This window comes from Mycolicibacterium setense (assembly GCF_000805385.1).
Taxonomy (GTDB): domain Bacteria; phylum Actinomycetota; class Actinomycetes; order Mycobacteriales; family Mycobacteriaceae; genus Mycobacterium; species Mycobacterium setense.
Map to the genome: position 1 here is coordinate 300,179 of NZ_JTJW01000001.1, position 17,595 is coordinate 317,773.

Genomic DNA, 17,595 nt, shown 5'->3' on the forward strand with positions numbered 1-17,595 from the left:
CATGTTGCTGACCCGCTTCATCAAGATGCAGCTCGTTCTGTTCACGGTGCTGACGTTGATAGCGCTGGTTGTGTTGGCGCTGATCTATCTGCGGTTGCCGACATGGGCCGGCGTCGGGATGTACAACCTGAACGCCAACCTGCCGAATTCGGGCGGGTTGTACGCGACGGCCAACGTCACGTATCGCGGAACGACGATCGGCAAGGTCACCTCCGTCGAGCCCACCGAGCAGGGCGCCCGGGTCGAGATGGACATCTACGACCGGTACCGGGTGCCGCTGGATGCCAGTGCCAACGTGCACTCGGTGTCGGCGGTCGGTGAGCAGTTCATCGACCTGGTCTCCGAAACCGTCGGTGCGAAGGAGTTCTTCCGCGACGGCGACACCATCGAGAAGGGCACCGTGCCCGCCGAGGTGGGCCCGTCGCTCGACGCCGCGCAACGGGGTCTGGCGGCATTGCCCAAGGAGAAGATCGCGGTCCTGCTCGACGAGACGGCCCAGGCCGTCGGTGGCCTCGGCCCGTCACTGCAGCGCCTGGTCGATTCCACCCAGGCGATTGCCGGCGACTTCAAGGACAACCTCGGTCCGGTCAACGACATCGTCGAGAACTCCGGGCCGATCATCGACAGCCAGGTGAACTCGGGCGACGCGATCTCGCGTTGGGCCAAGAATCTGAACACGCTGGCGGCGCAGAGCGCTCAGAACGATGCCGAGTTGCGCAGCGGGCTTCAGCAGGCGGCGCCGACGGCCGATCAGCTGAACTCGGTGTTCGGTGATGTCCGGGAATCGTTGCCGCAGACGCTGGCGAACCTCGAAATCGTCATCGACATGCTCAAGCGCTACAACAAGAACGTCGAGCAGGTGTTGGTGGCGTTGCCCCAGGGTGGCGCGGTCGCTCAGACCGCGACGATCTTCGCACCCAAGGGCCTGCTGCACTTCGGCCTCGGCATCAACATGCCGCCGCCGTGCCTGACCGGGTTCCTGCCTGCGTCGGAGTGGCGTTCGCCTGCGGATACGTCGCTGGCACCGCTGCCGTCGGGCCTGTACTGCAAGATCCCGAAGGACGCGTCCAACGCCGTTCGCGGTGCCCGTAACTATCCGTGCGCCGACGTGCCGGGTAAGCGGGCCGCCTCGCCCGCGGAGTGCCGCAGCGACGCGCCGTACGAGCCGCTCGGCACCAACCCGTGGTACGGCGACCCGAATCAGATCCGCAATTGCCCGGCTCCGGCCGCGCGCTGCGATCAGCCCGTCGATCCGGGCCGGGTCATTCCCGCGCCTTCGGTGAATAATGGGCTGAACCCGTTGCCGGCAAGTCAGCTTCCACCACCGGAATCAACGGCACCGCGCAGCGATCCGCTGACCGCGCCGCGGGGTGGCAATGTGAGTTGTAGTGGACAGCAGCCGAACCCCTGCATCTACACTCCGGCAGCAGGTTCGACCGCCACCTATAGCCCGTCCAGCGGTGAGGTGGTCGGTCCCGGCGGTGTGAAGTACTCCGTCACCAACTCGAATAAACCAGGAGATGACGGATGGAAGGAGATGCTGGCACCAGCCAGCTGAACCTCGCCGACCAGCAGGACCCCCACACCACCGATCCGCAACCGGAGGCTGTCGCCGAGATCGCTGATCCGACGTCGACCACGGACTCCGAGAACGTCGCGTCGCGGCCTTCTCGGCTCGGCCGAGGTTGGATGGCAGCCATCCTCGCCGGGTTGCTTGTCCTGGCGGTGGCGGTCGGTGCCGGCGGTTACCTGGCATTGCGAGCACATCAGGACAGTGAGCGGATCGCCGGCGACGAGGCCGAGGCCCTGGCCGCGGCCAAGGACTGTGTGACCGCGACTCAGGCGCCCGACACCCAGGCGATGATTGCGGCTCAGACCAAGATCATCGAATGCGCGACGGGTGACTTCGGGGCGCAGGCCGGGCTGTACAGCGGCATGCTGCTCGACGCGTACCAGGCGGCCAACGTCCAGGTGAAGGTCTCGGACCTGCGGGCTGCGGTGGAGAAGCACAACGACGACGGGTCGATGGACCTGTTGGTCGCGGTGCGCGTGCTGGTCACCAACAGCGAGAAGTCCGACGAAGAGCAGGGCTACCGGTTGCGGGTGAAGATGGCCCGTGCCGAGGACGGCATCTACAAGGTTGCACGGCTCGACCAGGTCACGTCGTGACCGCTGTTCTCGACAACGCTGACACGGTCTCGACTGCGGGCACCGGGGCGGACCAGACGCGGTTGGCGTCGTGGCCCGCCCGGGCCGGGGCGTTCGCCATCGATGTGCTGGCGCCTGCCGGGTTGATCGTGACGCTGGCGCTGCTGGCCTGGTCGGCACCGTTGTATGGCTGGTTCTGGTGGGTCTGCACAGTGGCCGCTGCCGCCGTGGGCATCGCGATGCTGATCAACCGGATCGCGTTGCCTGCCTCCACCGGTTGGTCGCTGGGCCGGTCCGTGTTCGGTATTCGGGTGGTCTCGTCGGCAGGAGACGCCGGTCTGCTGCGCCTGCTGGTGCGTGATCTGGCGCATCTGCTGGATACCGCGGCGGTGTTCCTGGGCTGGCTCTGGCCGCTGTGGGAGTCACGCAACCGCACGTTCGCCGACCTGCTGACCCGCACGGAGGTCCGTCGTATCGAACGGCCGGAAGACGATGTCCGCCGCCGCGCCGGTGCGGTGCTGCTGGTGCTCGCGCTGCTCAGCGGAATTGCAGGCGGACTGGGGTATCTGGTGGTGTACCGCGAGGACCGATCCGTCGACCAGGCGCGTGAGCAGCTCACCGAACAAGGTCCGCGGGTGGTCGAGCAGCTGCTCAGCTACGGGGTGGATTCCCTCGATGCGGATTTCTCCAGGGCGCAGTCGCTGACGACCGACAACTACCGGCAACAGCTGGTCGACCAACAGGACGCGGTGCGTAAGGCCGGGCCGACCACCAACGACTACTCGGCGGTGAGAAGTGCGGTGCTGCCGGGCATGACCAAGAACTCCGCGGCGATGCTTGTCGCGCTGCAGGGTATGCGGGGCACCAATCCGCAGGAACTGAAGTTCATCACGGCGACGGTGCGGGTGGAGTTCCAGAAGTCGGGCGACCACTGGCTCGTCGACAACCTCACTGTGCTCAAGCGGCCGGTGCTGGGCGGAGGAGCACAATGAGCCCGCGTCGCCGGATCGAGGCCGATGAGCGTGACTACTTCGCGGTCGAGCCCAAGGAACCGATCCGTTGGGGCCTGCCGATCGTCGGGATCATCTCGGCGTTGCTCATCGCAGCCGCCATCGCGGGCAGCACGCTGATCCTGGTGCGGCACGAATCGGATCGACGCGCTCAGATCAAGACCGCAGGCGCGTTGGACTATGTACGTGAGTTCATGACGGTGTACACGACGCTGGATCCGTTTCACGCGAACGACTATGCCGACCGCATCGCGGCACAGGCGACCGGCGATTTCCGAAAGATGTTCCAGGAGAAGCAGAACGAGATCGTCGTTCAGGTGGCACGGTCCGAGCCGACCGAAGGTTCGGTCTTGGATGCGGGTATCGAGCGCTGGAATGACAACGGCAGTGCCGATGTGCTGGTCGCCACCAAGACCAGCACGCGTACGCCGGACGGAAAGTCCGTGATCGAGAGCGGCAGCCGTTGGATTGCGACGACGATTTGGGAAGGACAGCAGTGGAAGATCAGCCAGCTGATTCAGGTGATCTGACCACCGGCGAGCCCGACAAGCCGCGCCGCAGACTGCGTTTCGGGCGGCGTCGCCGTGCCGAGGACGTGGTTGAGGCACCGATCGAGGCGCCGGCCGACGAGGGCGACGCGGAATCTGGCTCGGAATCCGGCGCGGAGTCGGACCCGGAATCCGATGAGGCCACGGCCACTTCGGAACGTCGTACGCCCGTGGGCAAGACCCGCCGCAAGGCTTCGACCGAACCCGAAGGTGAGGCCGCGCCCGAAAATGAGGCCGCGCCTGAAGGTGAGGCCACGTCTGAAGGTGAGTCTTCATCCGAAGCGAGCATCGAATCCGACTCGGAGCCGGAATCCGGCACCGAGATGGAAGCCGACGGTGAAACTGAGGTCGAGTCTGAGGCGGTGGACGCTGAGGCCGAGCCGGCCGAGGACGTGATCCTGGTGCCGCACCGGCAGGCCGGCAGGCGGTTGACGTACTTTGCCGCCGGTGCTGCGGCGGTGTTCGTGGTCGCCTGCGCATTCGGCGGTGCCATGTTGCAGCCGTACCTCGCCGATCGGGCCTTGGTCGCGACCAAGCTTCAGGTGGCGCGGACTTCGGCCGACGCCATCACAACGTTGTGGACGTACAACCCGGACAACATCGAAACCCTGCCGGACCGGGCGTCGAAGTACCTGTCGAGCGGCTTCGCCGACCAATACCGGCAATTGATCGATTCCATCGTTCCGACCAACAAGCAGGCGCAGGTCACGAACAACACCGAGGTGATGGGTACTGCGGTCGAGACCATCAGCCGGGATGAGGCCACTGCGATCGTCTACACCAACACGGTTTCGACGAGTCCGGTGACCAAGAACGTGCCCTCGCTGCGGTACATGTCGTATCGGCTGACGTTGCAGCGCACCGATGGGGATTGGCGAATCACTCAGATGCCGGCGTTGACGCAATTGGACTTGTCTCCGCAGTTGTAGCGGCGAAGATGTAGGCATGGCCATCGCCTCTCCGGTGACGCAGCGGTCGACTGTTGTGGCCCTTCTGTTGTTGACGTGCGCCACCGGGATCGTCGACGCGGTCAGTGTGTTGGTGCTGGGGCATGTGTTCGTCGCCAACATGACCGGAAACGTGATCTTCCTCGGGTTCTGGTTCGTACCGGGCTCGGGCGTCGACGTGACCGGGGCGTTGGTGGCGTTCATCGGGTTCGTGCTGGGCACAGTGGTCGGTGGGCGGCTGCGACGCCATCTCGACAGCGATGTCCGGAATTGGCTTGCCACCGCTTTGGGGGTGGAAGTCGTTCTGCTGACTGTGCTTTCGGTTCTCGCGGGCACAGGTGTGCTCGACTATCACGACAACCGCAAGTTCATCCTCATTGTTCTGGCAATGACATTCGGGATCCAGAACGCGACCGCGCGCCAATTCGGCATCCAAGAGTTGAGCACGACTGTGCTGACGCAGACGATCGTCGGTATCGGTTTCGACAGCAGACTGGCCGGCGGTACGGGGGACCGCGAGAAACTGCGCTACAGCGTGGTACTGACGATGTGTGGGGGTGCGGTGTTCGGTGCGACGCTGTCGCGGTTCACCGTCGCACCGGTGATCGCGATGGCGGCCGTGGTGGTGGCGAGCAGTGCGTTGATCTTCAAGTTCGGGCCGGCGTCTGAGCCGGCGTCTGCGGGGAGTGCTCGCTGATCCACGCCACACCCTCGTCGGCCGCGTGTCGCAGGGCGGCGAACTCACCGAAGTAGTCGACCACTGCACCTAACCCGGGCAACATGCCGAGGTAGCGGTAAACCTTTTGCGGTTGGGGCCTTTTCGTGAACTCATCGCCGACCGCGCGTAATGTGCCTGCGAACTCCCAGAGCCTCTCGGGCAGCGATTGCCGCGCTGTGTCGGCATCACCGACCGAAGTGTGGGCCTCAGCGTCAGGGAGTTCACGGTCGCACAGAACGGCACCGAGCAACTGCACCTGGTCGTCGTGATCGGTGACGCCGTCCTCGCGGGCCACCGCGCACAACACCAGGGCCTGATTGGTGAAGCCCAGGACGTCCTGAACCCCGAGCCGGTCGGCGATGACCCCGAATGCACCGGGAAACGCGACGAGGATGGTGGTCACCGCTCCGGCGCGGTGCACCCACCACTTCACGTGGCCGCCTTGATCCATCTCGGTCCAGGCTCTGGTGCCCGGCAGCTCAGCGAAGTTGAGCAAAGCCGCTGCGATGTCGAGAGACTTCCCGACGGGGCCGCCGGCGGGCTCGTCGCGATGGGTACGCCGCCTCAGCCCGAGCGGATCGAATCGGCTGAACACATCGAGTACCGGATTGATCACAGATACCGCGTGATCGAGCGCGCCCGCGACGTCAGCGTCCGACAGGCGAGTGAAAGGCAACAGGCTCATCCCCATCCCAGCTATCTTGCCCCATGGTCGCCCGAGCGTCAGGACGGCGGACCTGACTAGGTCCGCATGACTTCGGAGAACTGCGATTCGTTCGCTCCGAACGGGCGGCCGACCACTGGGTTCCGAGGGTCCGGAACTTGTCGGTGGCTTCTGCGATCATGAGGTTATGTCTTCGGCTGCAGCGTCTTTCACCACGGAAGGGGTGAATCCTGTGCGGCGGATTGAGGTGTTGTTCGGGGAGTTGGAGCAGTTGTGCGGGCAGCGCAACGCGATCGACGGCCGCATCGTGGAGATCGTCGCCGAACTCGACCGCGACGAATTATGCGGGGCCACCGGTGCCCGCTCGATGAAGGCGTTGGTGGCCTGGAAAACCGGGGTCTCCCCACGCAACGCCGAAACCACCGTGGCCATCGCCCGACGGATCGAGGAATTTCCGCGCTGCACCCAAGCCCTGCGCGAAGGACGCTTGTCGCTGGATCAGGTCGGGGTGATCGCCGAGAACGCCGCCGACGGCTCCGATGCGCACTACGCCCAACTCGCCCCCGTGGCCACCGTCACCCAGCTACGCACCGCCGTCAAACTCGAACCCCACCCCCAACCCGACCGCCAGCCCGAACCGCAACGGTCATTCACCCGCACCGAAACCGAGCAGTACACCACCTACAAGATTCGGTTGCCCCGGGTGGAGGCGGCCAAGTTCGAGGCCGGCCTGCGGTCGCATCACGACGGGCTGGTCGCCGACTACACACGCGACCGCGACATCGATCAGGACACCGGTGGGCCGATCTCGGATCAGGCACCACCGTTCCCCACCCATGTCGATGCGTTCATGAGTCTCATCGAGGCCGGTTGGGACACCGAATCCGCGCATCGCCCGCACGGGCAGCACACCACCGTCAACGTGCATCTGAACCTCGACACCGACAAACCGGTCGCCTCGCTACACCTGGGGCCGCTGCTCACCGACGCCGAACGCCAATACCTGCTGTGCGAAGCGACCCTGGAAGCGTGGTTCGAGCGTCACGGCCAACCCATCGGGGTAGGGCGCACCACCCGGACCATCAGCCGGCGACTGCGCCGCGCCCTGGAACACCGCGACCACAGCTGTGTGGTGCCCGGCTGCGGTGCCACCCGCGGCCTGCACGCTCACCACCTCATCCACTGGGAAGACGGCGGCCCCACCGAACTCCACAACCTGGTGTTGCTGTGCCCCTACCATCACCGGCTGCACCACCAGGGCGGCATCACCATCACCGGACCCGCAGACAGGCTCGTCGTCACCGACCGGGCCGGCACACCACTGACCAACAGCTCGCTGGCCCGCCCACCGACCACACCCCCACCCGATGTTCCACCCTGTCCCGGACCCACCGGCGAACGCGCCGACTGGTGGTGGTACACACCCTTCCAACCCCAACCACCACCGAAAGTCGCGTAGTTCTTGGGGATAGCGTTGTGGGTGGCTCATCCGGAGTTCGCGTCGGTAGCCTCACCGGTATGTCCGATGCCGCGGACCGGTCCGACGTCTTCGTCAAACGCAGCGCGTCGGCTCCGGCGGGGTTCTTCGCAGCCGAAGCGGCCGGCCTGAACTGGCTGGCCGTGGATGACGGCGTGCCGTGCGTCGGCGTAATCGATTACAACGCAACCTCATTGACGTTGCAGCGGCTGCACCCGACCGCGCCCACGGCGCATGGAGCTCGAGTGTTCGGCGAACGACTGGCACGCACCCACGCTGCAGGTGCGCCGGCCTACGGCGCCGGGCCGGACGGTTACCACGGGGACGGATTCTTCGGCCCGGTGTCGCAGCCGTTGCCAATGTCGTTGACGGGCAATGATTCTTGGGGCGCCTTCTATGCCGCCGAGCGGCTGGGCCCCATGGCGAGACTGGCCCATCCACGGCTCAGCGCCGCCGCACAGGAAGCCGTCGCAGCAGTGGCCGACCTTTGCCGCGCAGGGGTGTTCGATGACGACGATGTGCCCGCCAGACTGCACGGCGACCTCTGGAGCGGCAACGTGTTGTGGACCGCCGACGGCGCCGTCCTGATCGATCCGGCCGCGCACGGCGGGCATCGCGAGACGGATCTGGCGATGTTGGCGCTTTTCGGTTTTCCGTTCCTCGATGAGGTGATGGCGGGTTACAGCTCCGTGCGGCCACTGCGCGATGGCTGGCGGAATCGGATCGACCTGCACCAGCTGTACCCGCTGCTGGCTCACGTCGTGCTGTTCGGCGGGGGCTACGCGAGCCAGGTCGAGGCAGCAGCCCAGCGGATCTCAGCGCACGGCAGCAAACTACGAATCGAGTAGTTTCTACGGCGCTCGACGCCTGCCCGGAGTCGACTGGTGCAGGTCGAAACGATTCCCGCACTGATCGGAATCGGTTGACACATCGACGGATATCTGACAACGGCAAGCCGGGTGCGCATTACGCGTAGCAACGTGGCGCTCAGAGAATCGGCACAAAATCAAGGATTGCCTGTCGCAAGCGTTAATTGATTTTTGCGCAGGGCAGTGCCGGTCGAATCGGTTGCAACTAGTTTGCGACAGGTTGCGAACAGGAGGAGGAGTTTCTTCTCAGCAATGCAGTGATGTCGATCACATTAGTGCTACGTTGCCTGAGATCAAGCTGAGAACACGGCCGAAGGGACTGGTCAGATGGCGGTCAAACACCGTAGGCAGCGGCGGCGCGTCAAGAGGGTTGCGACCCTCGGGGCGGCAACCGCAACAGTCACCGCGCTTACGGTGGGTGTTGCTCCTCCGCCGGCTCAAGCCGCCGCGGTGCAACGTGACCTTCGGTTGCAATCCGGCGTCCAGATCTTCCCGCCGCCCGACCAGATCCCAGACCTCACGGGCGGCTTCGGAACCCAGGTCTACAACCAGTTCCAGACTGTCGGCGCGCAGGTTGAGACGGCGTTCGTCAACACCTTCAACTTGGCTGCTCTGCTGCAGGCGGCGGGAATCGATCCGACCGCCGCGATCAAGGACCCGCTCAACGATGCGATCGGTGGAGCGCTCGGTGGCGCGCTGGGAGGTTTGCCCGTCGACGTGGGCGAACTTCTCGGAATCGACCTGAGCGATCCGCTGTCGTCGGCCGGCATCAACTTGATCACCACCGGCGGGGCGTTCACGCTGCTCCGACTGCTCGGTGTTGACCTCGGGTGGGTGCCGTCCTTCCCGAACTCAGTGGCCGACGAGATCAACAACACCCCGTACCTCAACATCAGCCTGGAGTCGATTTTTGACGCGCTCGGTCTACCCACGACTGGCTCTGGTCTTTTGGCAATCCGGCTTGCGCTCCGCGCAATCGGCATTGAACTGCCGGACCTCAGCACGAACGCCGCCGACGTGCGCATCCCGATTGTGGCGGGCTGGGGATTCGGCGCCTTCGCCGCCGGCGCGGCGTATCAGCAGGTGGTCGACGATCTGCCGAATCAGCCTGGCGGGACCAACTACACCGGTACCAACCCCCTGCTGGGCAGCTTCACCATCTTGCCGATGATCCTGATCGACAACCCCGGCCGCGCCAACGGCGGCATCCTGGCCCGCGCCTATCCGTTGTTCGGCCTGCTGGGCATCGACACCGTGACACCCGATACCCAGGTCCAGAGCAGCGGGACCAGCATCCTCGCCGGCATCCCCGTCGTCGGTGACATCCCACTGTTCGGGCTCACCCCGGGCGGGGCCAACCTGATCCCGATCAAGATCGACGCCACGGCGGAGTACCTGCCGCTGTCGGACTTCGCGGCGTGGCCCAACCCGTTCACCATGGCCAATAACGTTGCGGCAGGTCTGTTCCCGACGTACATCTTGCGGAATCAGTCGCTGGACACGCTGGGCACGGTGCTGGTCGACCAAATCGTGTCGCAGCTCGGCGCGGACATCACGGACTATCTGGCCAACCCGGGGGACGATCCTCAACTCGGCCCCAAGCTCAACATCTACGTGACGATCCCGGCGCAGAGTCTGCCGCTGTTGGAGCCGACATACCTCGCGGTGGACGTGGTCAACCTGCTGACCGGGGCGAACTTCAACAACCCGATCGGCACGGCGCTGAGCCCGGTGCTCACGAGTCTGGTGAACCTCGGGTACACCGATGTGGAGTACAACCCCACCACCGGTGTGTACGAGCGCACGCTCGACGAAGCCGATATCCCAACCGCTTTCGGCACTCTCCCGGCAGATGTCGACTGGGCGCAGGTGCCGGGGCATCTGGTCAACAACCTCGTCACCGGCATTCAGAAGTCGATCAGTGATGGCCTGATCAACCAGAACCCCGTGCCGAGCCCGATTCAGCAGCTGCTCGGACTGCTGGGGGTCGGTAACGGCTTGACGACCGGTGGATCGGGCCTGGACCTCGCGGGCATCACCGACGCGCTGAACAACCTCACCCAGGGCACGTTCAACGATGTTGGGACACAGGGCATTGCGAAGACGAGCTTCGAGCCGCAGGGCGTCACGCAGACCAAGGTCGGCACCGACACGGTAAACCTGAAGTCTGTCGTGGACGAGTCGGTAGACGACACCAAGGTGAACGTCGAGGGCGGCGCCGACAAGCTCGCCGCCTCGGACGCCCGCAAAGAGATCGAGAAATCGGTCACGGAGGCCGGCGAACGTGCGAAGGCCTCGACTGAAAAGGCACGTGAGCGGACAGCCAAGGCCGTCAAGGACGCCCAGGAGCGGGTGAACAAGCTCGCCGAGGACGGTCGCAAGGAGATCAAGGCGGCCGCCGAGGGAATCCAGAAAGGTGCCGAGAAGGCGGTCAACGACGTGAAGGACAACGTCAAGAAGGCCGGCGATTCGGTGAAGCCCGCCAAGAAGACCGAGAAGAAGGACACCAAGGACGCCGCCTGACGCCTGGGCCGCCTGACTCCCCGGCCGCCTGACCGCTACGCTGCCTGGTGCACCGACTCCACGGTGTAGACGTGCGGCTCGAAGCTGATCGCGATGTCTGCGCACCGGCCCATGTGCTCCCGCGCGACCGGATCGGCGAGCATGGCCTGGAAGTCCTCGACACTGCGCCATTGGGCGTAGTTGGTGACACGGGTGCCGTCGGTGCTCAGGTGGATGTTGGCGGAGATGAATCCGGGCACGTGCCGCATCACGTCCTCGGTTGCCGCCCGCAGTAGGTCGACGAGTTCTGCCGCCCGCGCCGGCTCCACGGTGAATACGTTGATGAGGGTTGCGTGCTGGCTGTGCGCCTCGATGGTGGTCATGGTCATCTCCTTTGTCAGGGTCCTTACATTCACGACGGTAGCACTGATGTAAGGTTCCTGTCATGCCTCGGGATGTGGAAAGTGGCGCCGGCTACCTCGTCAAGCGCGTGCAACAGAGTCTGCGTCGCAATTGCGATGCGGCCCTGCGCCCTACGGGGTTGTCGATGGCGCAGTACACCGCCCTGCGTGCGCTGGCCGACCACCCGCAAGCCTCGGCCGCGGAGCTCGCGCGCCTCTGTTTCGTCACCCGCCAGTCCCTGCAAGACGTGCTGGCCGGGCTGCGATCCGCCGCGCTGGTGGAGGATTCGTCCGGTCCGCAAAAGGGCCGCGCCCGGGCACTGCAGTTGACAGCCGCAGGCAAGCGTCGGTTGGCTCAGGCGCATGCGGAGGTGCTCCGCGTCGAGCAGGACATGCTGAACGGAATCCCCGGCAAAGCCCGCACGGAACTCGCATCCTTGCTGTTGCGCTGTGCGGAGAACCTCGAGACCTAGTTGGGTGCCAGGGCACTCTCGGCCAGCCGCGCCATCACCGGCGTCAGCAGTCGGGCGTATTCCTCGGTGATGTGGTTGTCGTCGCGGAACACCAGCGTGTTGCCGACGATCACGGGGCACCGCCGGTCGGTACAGAAGTATTGGTCCAGCCGCGCGTACTGCCCGCCACCGGCCTGCACCGCCGCGGTCTCGGCGGCAATACCGGTGTCGTTCATGGCGATCGAGCGGTCGGGCGCGCAGGCCGTGGCATCGTCCATGTGTGCTGACAGGCAGGCGGGCACCGTCGTGTGAGGGTCGGGCACCGGGCCGAGCACCAGGACCCGCGCCCCGGTTCCGCGCAGCTGCGTCACCAGTCGCGTCAACCCGTCCAGCCAGGTCGGGTCGTAGCTGGTGAACCCGAAATCGGCGCCGTAGCGGCGCACCATGTCCAGCACGATCAGCTGCGGACGTTCCTTGGCGATCCGGGCCAGCACATCAGCCCGCCACTGCTTGCATTCGGTGAACTCGCGACCGAGGTAGGGGCTGAGGATCGGCAGCTTCATCGGCGGGCAGGTGACTTTCGCGTAGGTTTCCAGACGCCAACCATGTTGCTGCGCTGTGGTTTCCAGTGCCGGATGCCACATGCCCGCGTGCGAATCGCCGATCAGGGCCACCTTGGTGGCCGAGGCGGGGGCGCCGGACACGCAGTCCGGCACGGTGATGTCCTGCCAGGAGAGCACGCAGCCGTTGACGAACACCTCCGGTTTGGTGATGTCGCCCAGCGGCGGTGACAGATTCGACGGCACCGCGCGCAGATCAGCCGAGGCCGCGACGGCGGCCCGCACCCGTTGTTCGGGCGTCATCGTCGGTGCCGGAGCGGCAGCGCCGGGTGGCCCGATCAGCGCGACCGGGACCGCCGCCGGCCCGGACCCCGTGGGCACCGGACGCACCGCCAGCAGAACCAGCCCCGCGCAGACAGCCACTCCGGTGGCTGTGGCGCCGACGGCCAGGCTGCGCCACGACGAGGTTCGCAGCGCCGCCGCGAACCGCGCCGGGTTCTCCACCAGATGCAAGGTGAGGATCGCCAGGCCCAGCGACATCACGATCATCGCCAGCCGCCCCGCCAACCCCAGACCGTGGCCGAACAGCGCGGGCGCCAGCAGCAACACCGGCCAATGCCACAGGTACCACGAGTAGGACAACCGGCCGATGCCGCGCATCACCGGTTTCGACAGCAGCCGCCCCACACCGAGATCGGGTATCGCGCAACCCGCCCCGACCACCAGCGCGGTGCCCATCACCGGAAGCACCGCCGCGGAGCCCGGGTATGGCGTGCCCGTGCCGAGTTGTGTGCAGGTGGCCAGGATCAGCGCCAGACCGCCCCAGCCGACCAATGCCGCACAGACCGGCGGCAGGTTGCGCCAGTAGGCCGCGGTCAACGCGATCAGCCCACCGACGGCGAGCTCCCACGCGCGGGTCGGCAGGGAGAAGAACGCCCACGGCGGCATGGTCTGGGTCCACGAAAGCGACACCAGCAGCGAGGCGCCGGCCACCACGGCCAATACGCACGCGTAGGGAACCGCTGACCGGGTTGCCCGCCCGCTGCGGGTCAGCAGCCAGGCAGTGCCGAGGAGCAGGACCGGCCACAACAGGTAGAACTGCTCCTCCACGCCGAGCGACCAGTAATGCTGCAGAGGGGACGCGTTCGTCTCTCCACCCAGATAGTCGGTGCCCTCTCCGGCCAGATAGTCGGTGCCCTCCGCGGCGAAGCGGTAGTTCCCCACATACACCGCGCTGGCGATCGCGTCGGCCAGCACGGAGCGGGCCTGCAGGGGCGGGAGTAGTGCAGTCGCCGCAAGCGATGTCGCGACCAGGACCAGAGCGGCGGCAGGCAGCAGGCGGCGGGCCCGTCCGGCATAGAACCTCGCCAGCCGAACCGTGCCGCTGGCCGCGGCCTCGCGCCACAACAGTCCGGTGATCAGGAATCCCGACACGACGAAGAACACGTCGACGCCGACGAACCCGCCGCCGAAACCGGGCACCCCGGCGTGAAACAGCACCACGGCGAGCACCGCGACCGCGCGCAGCCCCTCGATGTCTGGGCGAAATTGCTTGTTCGACAGGTTTTTTCGCCCGCTCACGGCGTTGCCGCGGCGGGCTGTGGGCTCCGCGAGGGTGGTCACTCTGTTCACTCGAGTAACGATGGTCGCACGGCTGGCGCCGTTGACCCTGGATTTACCGGGCCTTTTGTGAGCCTGTTGCTAGCCTCGTGCCGATGGGACGATCACGCATTGCGGCGCTGGCAGTGCTGTGCGGCCTGCTCTCGGGCTGCTGCGCGCCGACTCAGCCCGCGTCATCGCCGGCGCCACCCGCATCGATGTCAGCGTCAGCTTCGCCGACCAAGTCAGCGGCAGCGGACGGCACGTGCGATCTGAGTGGCCTTCCACCTGAGGCCGACAAAACGGTTGAGCTCATCCAATCCGGCGGGCCGTTTCCCTATCCGCGCAACGACGGCGTCGTCTTCGGAAACTACGAAGGCCGGCTGCCCAAGCACGAGCGCGGTTACTACCACGAGTACACGGTCCCGACGCCGGGCAACAAGCACCGCGGCAAGCGGCGCATCGTCACCGGCGGAGCGCCGCAGAACGATCCGCCCGAGTACTACTACACCGGCGACCACTACGAATCGTTCTGCCTGATCGGAGGCATGTGAAGACGTATCGGATCGATGGAGGCAAGGTGGCCTCCAAGGCGGACTTCTTCACCGAGATCGGCCGTGCGGTCAACGGCGACGGAGGTTACTTCGGCTCGAATCTGGACGCCCTGGCCGACTGCCTGCGCGGCGGATTCGGAACCCCGGACAACCGCAAGTTCCGGTTCGTCATGACGTCGTACCGCAACATCAAAGAGGCACTCGGACAAGACACCTGGGGCACGGTGTTGTCGATCTTCGCCACCGAGGGCGTCGACCTCTGGCTGGAGAACTGACCACTCGCCGGCTCAGCAAACAGGGAAGGTAAGGGCTTACGCGCGTCCCACGGGGGCAACAGCGCCTCGGTCGCGGATTGGCAACATGGTTCTGCGGCAACGGTGTTGACCGTGGATCCGCCACTTTCAGAAAGCGGCTACGCTGGCGTTCTGCGTGCCATCTGGCGCGCCGTATGTGGTGAGAAGTGGCGGGAGCAACGCGCGCGTGACCGATGAGCTGTCGACCGAGGCGACGTGGCTGATGGCCCGCACCGAAGGATCCGCACGCCTGTGGCAAACGCAACGCGGGGACATGGTCGCCGCGCTCCCGTACTTGCGAGCCACCATCACCCACTTGGTGCCGCTCCATGGCGGCACCCTGTCGGCGAAGCGGCCCGCCTGCGACGGATTCACGGCCACCTTCCACCGTGCGTCAGACGCGGTGTCGTGCGCGCTGTATCTGCAACTGATGCAGTTGGATCCGTTTGAACTGTGTATCGGCGTGCACAGCGCACGTACCGGAACAGAGCGGTTGCGCGACGTCGCCCATGCCGGGCAGACATTGATCTCGGGCACGACGGCGTCATCGGTCGCCGGCGATCTACCCTCGGGTGCGACACTGAAATACCTTGGCCGCCAACGCATGGGCGCCACCGAACCGCACGAGCGGCTGCTACAGCTGTGTCACCCGGGATTGCGGAAGTACCTGCAGCCCTGGGGTATGCCGAATGCTGTTCTCGCGGAAATCCTGGTGAACTAGCGGGTGGCTCAGCTGAAGGCGAGCCAGCTGGGCAGCGCGCGCTCGCGTGAATCGCACAGCACCTGACGGGTATCGCAGTTCCCGCGCGGTGACCCGGCACCGCTCCACATGCCGCCCGTGTCGCGGCGCAACACGATCGCCGACGACCCGCCGCCGTCGAGCAGCACTGCGTTATCGGCGCCAAGGCCGCGGAAAAGGTCCTGGATGTTGTCCGGGGTGTAACTGCCGCCCTGGAATACGTAGAGCTGGTCGGTCGCCCGGCTGTAGCCGACGGCGGTCCGTGCCGCGCTGGGCCCGTTGTCGTTGAGCTGACCGGTGTCACCGGGGGCGAGGAGCCCGATGCCCGCCACCGCGACGAATCGGGCGTTCTGGTCGAGCAGCCGCTGGATCACGGGCGTGGCCGAGTCGTAGTCGTCGGGCCCCTTGGGCATCACCACATAGGGCGCGCCGCCCATCGGAAGGATCATGGTGGCCAGTGCCGCCCAGCGTTCATCACCGCCGGAGAGGCCTTGCTTGCCCGCATAGGCCAGCGTTCCGGTGACCGCGGCGTTCGCCCTGCCCTGCCCTCTGGTGTTGTCCACATACGCACCCAGGGGCGATGAGCACTTGGTGTCGCGCCATGAGCCGCCCTTCTGGCCGCGCACGTCGAAGAAGTTGGCATTGACGGCGATGGTCGGCTGTCCGAGAACCTGCCACGCGGCCAGGGGAGCGTAGGTTTCCGAGGCCTGCCAGAGCCCTTCGCCGGTTCGGGCACCGGGGGTGCGCTCGCAGCGGGATTGATAGCCCTGATGGCTGTCCACCAGCAGGCGCGGGTTGAGCCGCCCCGACGCGTTCTTCATGGCCATCAGATGGCCGCCGTTGTTCAGCGTGTAGGCACGTCCGTCCGCGGCCAGAAACGGCGCGGCGAACTGGCCACCGAAGTTGTAGACCAGGTAGGAGCCCTTGGTGTTGGCGATCGCTCCGAGCAGGAGCGCCCTGGCGTCCTCGGCGCGTGCGACAGGAGATCCGGTGGTGGCCAGGGCGGCGCAGACGGCAACCACGGACGCAGTCGCGACCGCACGCCGGAGGAGTTTTGCCAGGACTGGCACGAACTACACAATAATCACACAGGTAACTCTGTCAACATACGTAACAGCCTGGTCACGGTTGAATCAAGAGGGGATCGCTCCCGGCTGATCAGTGTTAGCTGGTGCGGCGGAAGCAGGCTTGCGCATCACCGCGGGCCGCAAATGTGCGGGCAGTGCACGCAGACCCACAGCGCACAGCGCGGTCACGGCGATCGCACCGGCGGTGGTGACCAGCACCGGGGCGGTCGGGAAGGCAGCCTCGAGCAGCATCGCGACACCGAAGATGACGAACAGGGCGGCCGCACCGAGCTGGATCGTCCGCTCGGGCAGGTGCTTGCCGGCGATCGCCCCGACCACGATGGCCAGCGCGTCGGCGGCCACCATGCCGATGGTCGAGCCGATCCACACGCCGACCCAGTCGTTGTCGGCAGCCAGCGTGATGGTCGCCAGCATCGTCTTGTCGCCCAGTTCGGCGAGCAGGAAGGCGGAGGTGACGGTGAGGAACGCCGGTGCCGTCGAGCGCTGTGCTTTGGTCGCCTCATCGTCGGACAGTTTGTCGCCGCGTAGCGTCCACAGCCCGAAGAACACGAACGCCACACCGGCGAGGATGCCGAGTAGATGTGTCGGAAGTGCCGCGCCCAGGTAGTGGCCGACGGCGACAGAGATCAAATGCACGCCGGTGGTGGCGGCGGTGATACCGCCCAGCACGACCCACCAGCGGTAGCGCAGGGCGAAGGTCATCGCCATCAGCTGCGACTTGTCGCCCAGCTCGGCGACGAAGATGACGGCAAAACTCAAGGCCAGCGCAGCGAGCACGCAACAACTCCTCGGTCGTTGGCTGCCTTGGGGGCTGAAACAGATGCCTCCGGCCGGCAACCCAATGGTCTACGGCCGAAGGTCTCGCCCACCGGATCATCACCGGTTCGGATACCCGGGCCGGTGATGCATTGCTGCGTGGCCAGTGTGTCGAATATCCGATTGGGGGCTACTCCCCTTCGTTGTCCCCCCACCATACGCACTGCGGAGGGGGCGGTGCAAACCGTCCCCTCCGAAAGTGCTTATTCG

Annotated in this window: 18 protein-coding genes; 13 read left to right on the top strand and 5 right to left on the bottom strand. The window is 65.9% G+C overall.

Annotated features, from left to right (window positions below; genetic code table 11):
* Position 1 precedes the first annotated feature (1 nt).
* From QQ25_RS01405 to QQ25_RS01430, 6 genes are read left to right on the top strand one after another with little or no spacing between them, the layout of a single operon-like run.
* Entirely contained in the window at positions 2 to 1,558 is a 1,557-nt protein-coding gene (locus QQ25_RS01405) for an MCE family protein (RefSeq protein WP_082017366.1), read from the top strand.
* Positions 1,528 to 2,169: an Rv1363c family protein gene (locus QQ25_RS01410; RefSeq protein WP_039376710.1), complete on the top strand. Its 642-nt coding sequence runs from the start codon at positions 1,528 to 1,530 to the stop codon at positions 2,167 to 2,169. The genes QQ25_RS01405 and QQ25_RS01410 overlap by 31 nt, the downstream gene beginning before the upstream one ends.
* Positions 2,166 to 3,140, top strand: a complete 975-nt coding sequence (locus QQ25_RS01415) for an RDD family protein (protein ID WP_039326810.1) — start codon at positions 2,166 to 2,168, stop codon at positions 3,138 to 3,140. Before QQ25_RS01410 ends, QQ25_RS01415 begins: the two co-directional genes overlap by 4 nt.
* A complete protein-coding gene (locus QQ25_RS01420) occupies positions 3,137 to 3,688 on the top strand; it encodes an Rv1363c family protein (protein ID WP_039326812.1) in 552 nt (183 codons plus the stop codon). The genes QQ25_RS01415 and QQ25_RS01420 overlap by 4 nt, the downstream gene beginning before the upstream one ends.
* Positions 3,655 to 4,635 (top strand): ICP22 family protein, encoded by a 981-nt coding sequence (locus QQ25_RS01425; protein ID WP_039376713.1) that lies wholly within the window; start codon positions 3,655 to 3,657, stop codon positions 4,633 to 4,635. Before QQ25_RS01420 ends, QQ25_RS01425 begins: the two co-directional genes overlap by 34 nt.
* Before the next feature lie 16 nt (positions 4,636 to 4,651).
* On the top strand, positions 4,652 to 5,350 hold the full coding sequence (locus QQ25_RS01430; RefSeq protein ID WP_039376714.1) for a YoaK family protein: 699 nt from the start codon (positions 4,652 to 4,654) through the stop codon (positions 5,348 to 5,350).
* Here QQ25_RS01430 and QQ25_RS01435 read toward each other — a convergent pair.
* A complete protein-coding gene (locus QQ25_RS01435; protein WP_039376716.1) occupies positions 5,301 to 6,062 on the bottom strand; it encodes a hypothetical protein in 762 nt (253 codons plus the stop codon). The two genes, QQ25_RS01430 and QQ25_RS01435, sit on opposite strands and share 50 nt — an antisense overlap.
* A 160-nt stretch (positions 6,063 to 6,222) precedes the next feature.
* Between QQ25_RS01435 and QQ25_RS01440 the strand changes: the two genes are divergently transcribed.
* The 3 genes from QQ25_RS01440 (at position 6,223) to QQ25_RS01450 (ending at position 10,904) form a co-directional block, all read left to right on the top strand.
* A complete protein-coding gene (locus QQ25_RS01440; protein WP_052235544.1) occupies positions 6,223 to 7,494 on the top strand; it encodes an HNH endonuclease signature motif containing protein in 1,272 nt (423 codons plus the stop codon).
* A 59-nt stretch (positions 7,495 to 7,553) separates the two neighbouring features.
* Complete coding sequence (locus tag QQ25_RS01445; RefSeq protein WP_039376717.1) at positions 7,554 to 8,360, top strand: fructosamine kinase family protein; 807 nt, start codon at positions 7,554 to 7,556, stop codon at positions 8,358 to 8,360.
* Positions 8,361 to 8,795: 435 nt separating this feature from the next.
* Positions 8,796 to 10,904: an AAA family ATPase gene (locus QQ25_RS01450; protein WP_101906382.1), complete on the top strand. Its 2,109-nt coding sequence runs from the start codon at positions 8,796 to 8,798 to the stop codon at positions 10,902 to 10,904.
* 35 nt (positions 10,905 to 10,939) lie between these two features.
* Here QQ25_RS01450 and QQ25_RS01455 read toward each other — a convergent pair whose 3' ends face one another.
* Positions 10,940 to 11,266, bottom strand: coding sequence for an antibiotic biosynthesis monooxygenase family protein (locus QQ25_RS01455; protein WP_039376804.1), 327 nt, complete (start codon positions 11,264 to 11,266; stop codon positions 10,940 to 10,942).
* A 62-nt stretch (positions 11,267 to 11,328) separates the two neighbouring features.
* On the opposite strand from QQ25_RS01455, the gene QQ25_RS01460 reads away from it, so the two are divergent.
* Positions 11,329 to 11,757, top strand: coding sequence for a MarR family winged helix-turn-helix transcriptional regulator (locus tag QQ25_RS01460; protein ID WP_039376719.1), 429 nt, complete (start codon positions 11,329 to 11,331; stop codon positions 11,755 to 11,757).
* On the opposite strand, the gene QQ25_RS01465 is transcribed toward QQ25_RS01460, so the two are convergent.
* Positions 11,754 to 13,919 carry an acyltransferase family protein gene (locus QQ25_RS01465; protein WP_039376723.1) on the bottom strand — a complete coding sequence of 722 codons (2,166 nt, stop codon included), beginning with the start codon at positions 13,917 to 13,919 and terminating at the stop codon, positions 11,754 to 11,756. The genes QQ25_RS01460 and QQ25_RS01465 overlap by 4 nt on opposite strands.
* 194 nt (positions 13,920 to 14,113) lie before the next feature.
* On the opposite strand from QQ25_RS01465, the gene QQ25_RS01470 reads away from it, so the two are divergent.
* The 3 genes from QQ25_RS01470 (at position 14,114) to QQ25_RS01480 (ending at position 15,463) form a co-directional block, all read left to right on the top strand.
* Positions 14,114 to 14,449, top strand: coding sequence for a guanyl-specific ribonuclease (locus QQ25_RS01470; RefSeq protein ID WP_101906381.1), 336 nt, complete (start codon positions 14,114 to 14,116; stop codon positions 14,447 to 14,449).
* Positions 14,446 to 14,724, top strand: a complete 279-nt coding sequence (locus QQ25_RS01475) for a barstar family protein (protein ID WP_039376726.1) — start codon at positions 14,446 to 14,448, stop codon at positions 14,722 to 14,724. Before QQ25_RS01470 ends, QQ25_RS01475 begins: the two co-directional genes overlap by 4 nt.
* Positions 14,725 to 14,929: 205 nt before the next feature.
* Positions 14,930 to 15,463 (top strand): adenylate/guanylate cyclase domain-containing protein, encoded by a 534-nt coding sequence (locus tag QQ25_RS01480; protein WP_052235545.1) that lies wholly within the window; start codon positions 14,930 to 14,932, stop codon positions 15,461 to 15,463.
* Between the two features lie 8 nt (positions 15,464 to 15,471).
* Here QQ25_RS01480 and QQ25_RS01485 read toward each other — a convergent pair whose 3' ends face one another.
* Together QQ25_RS01485 and QQ25_RS01490 are read right to left on the bottom strand one after the other, a co-directional pair.
* Entirely contained in the window at positions 15,472 to 16,551 is a 1,080-nt protein-coding gene (locus QQ25_RS01485; RefSeq protein ID WP_162627855.1) for a phosphodiester glycosidase family protein, read from the bottom strand.
* A gap of 63 nt (positions 16,552 to 16,614) precedes the next feature.
* Entirely contained in the window at positions 16,615 to 17,346 is a 732-nt protein-coding gene (locus tag QQ25_RS01490) for a TMEM165/GDT1 family protein (RefSeq protein WP_039376728.1), read from the bottom strand.
* Positions 17,347 to 17,595: the final 249 nt, after the last annotated feature.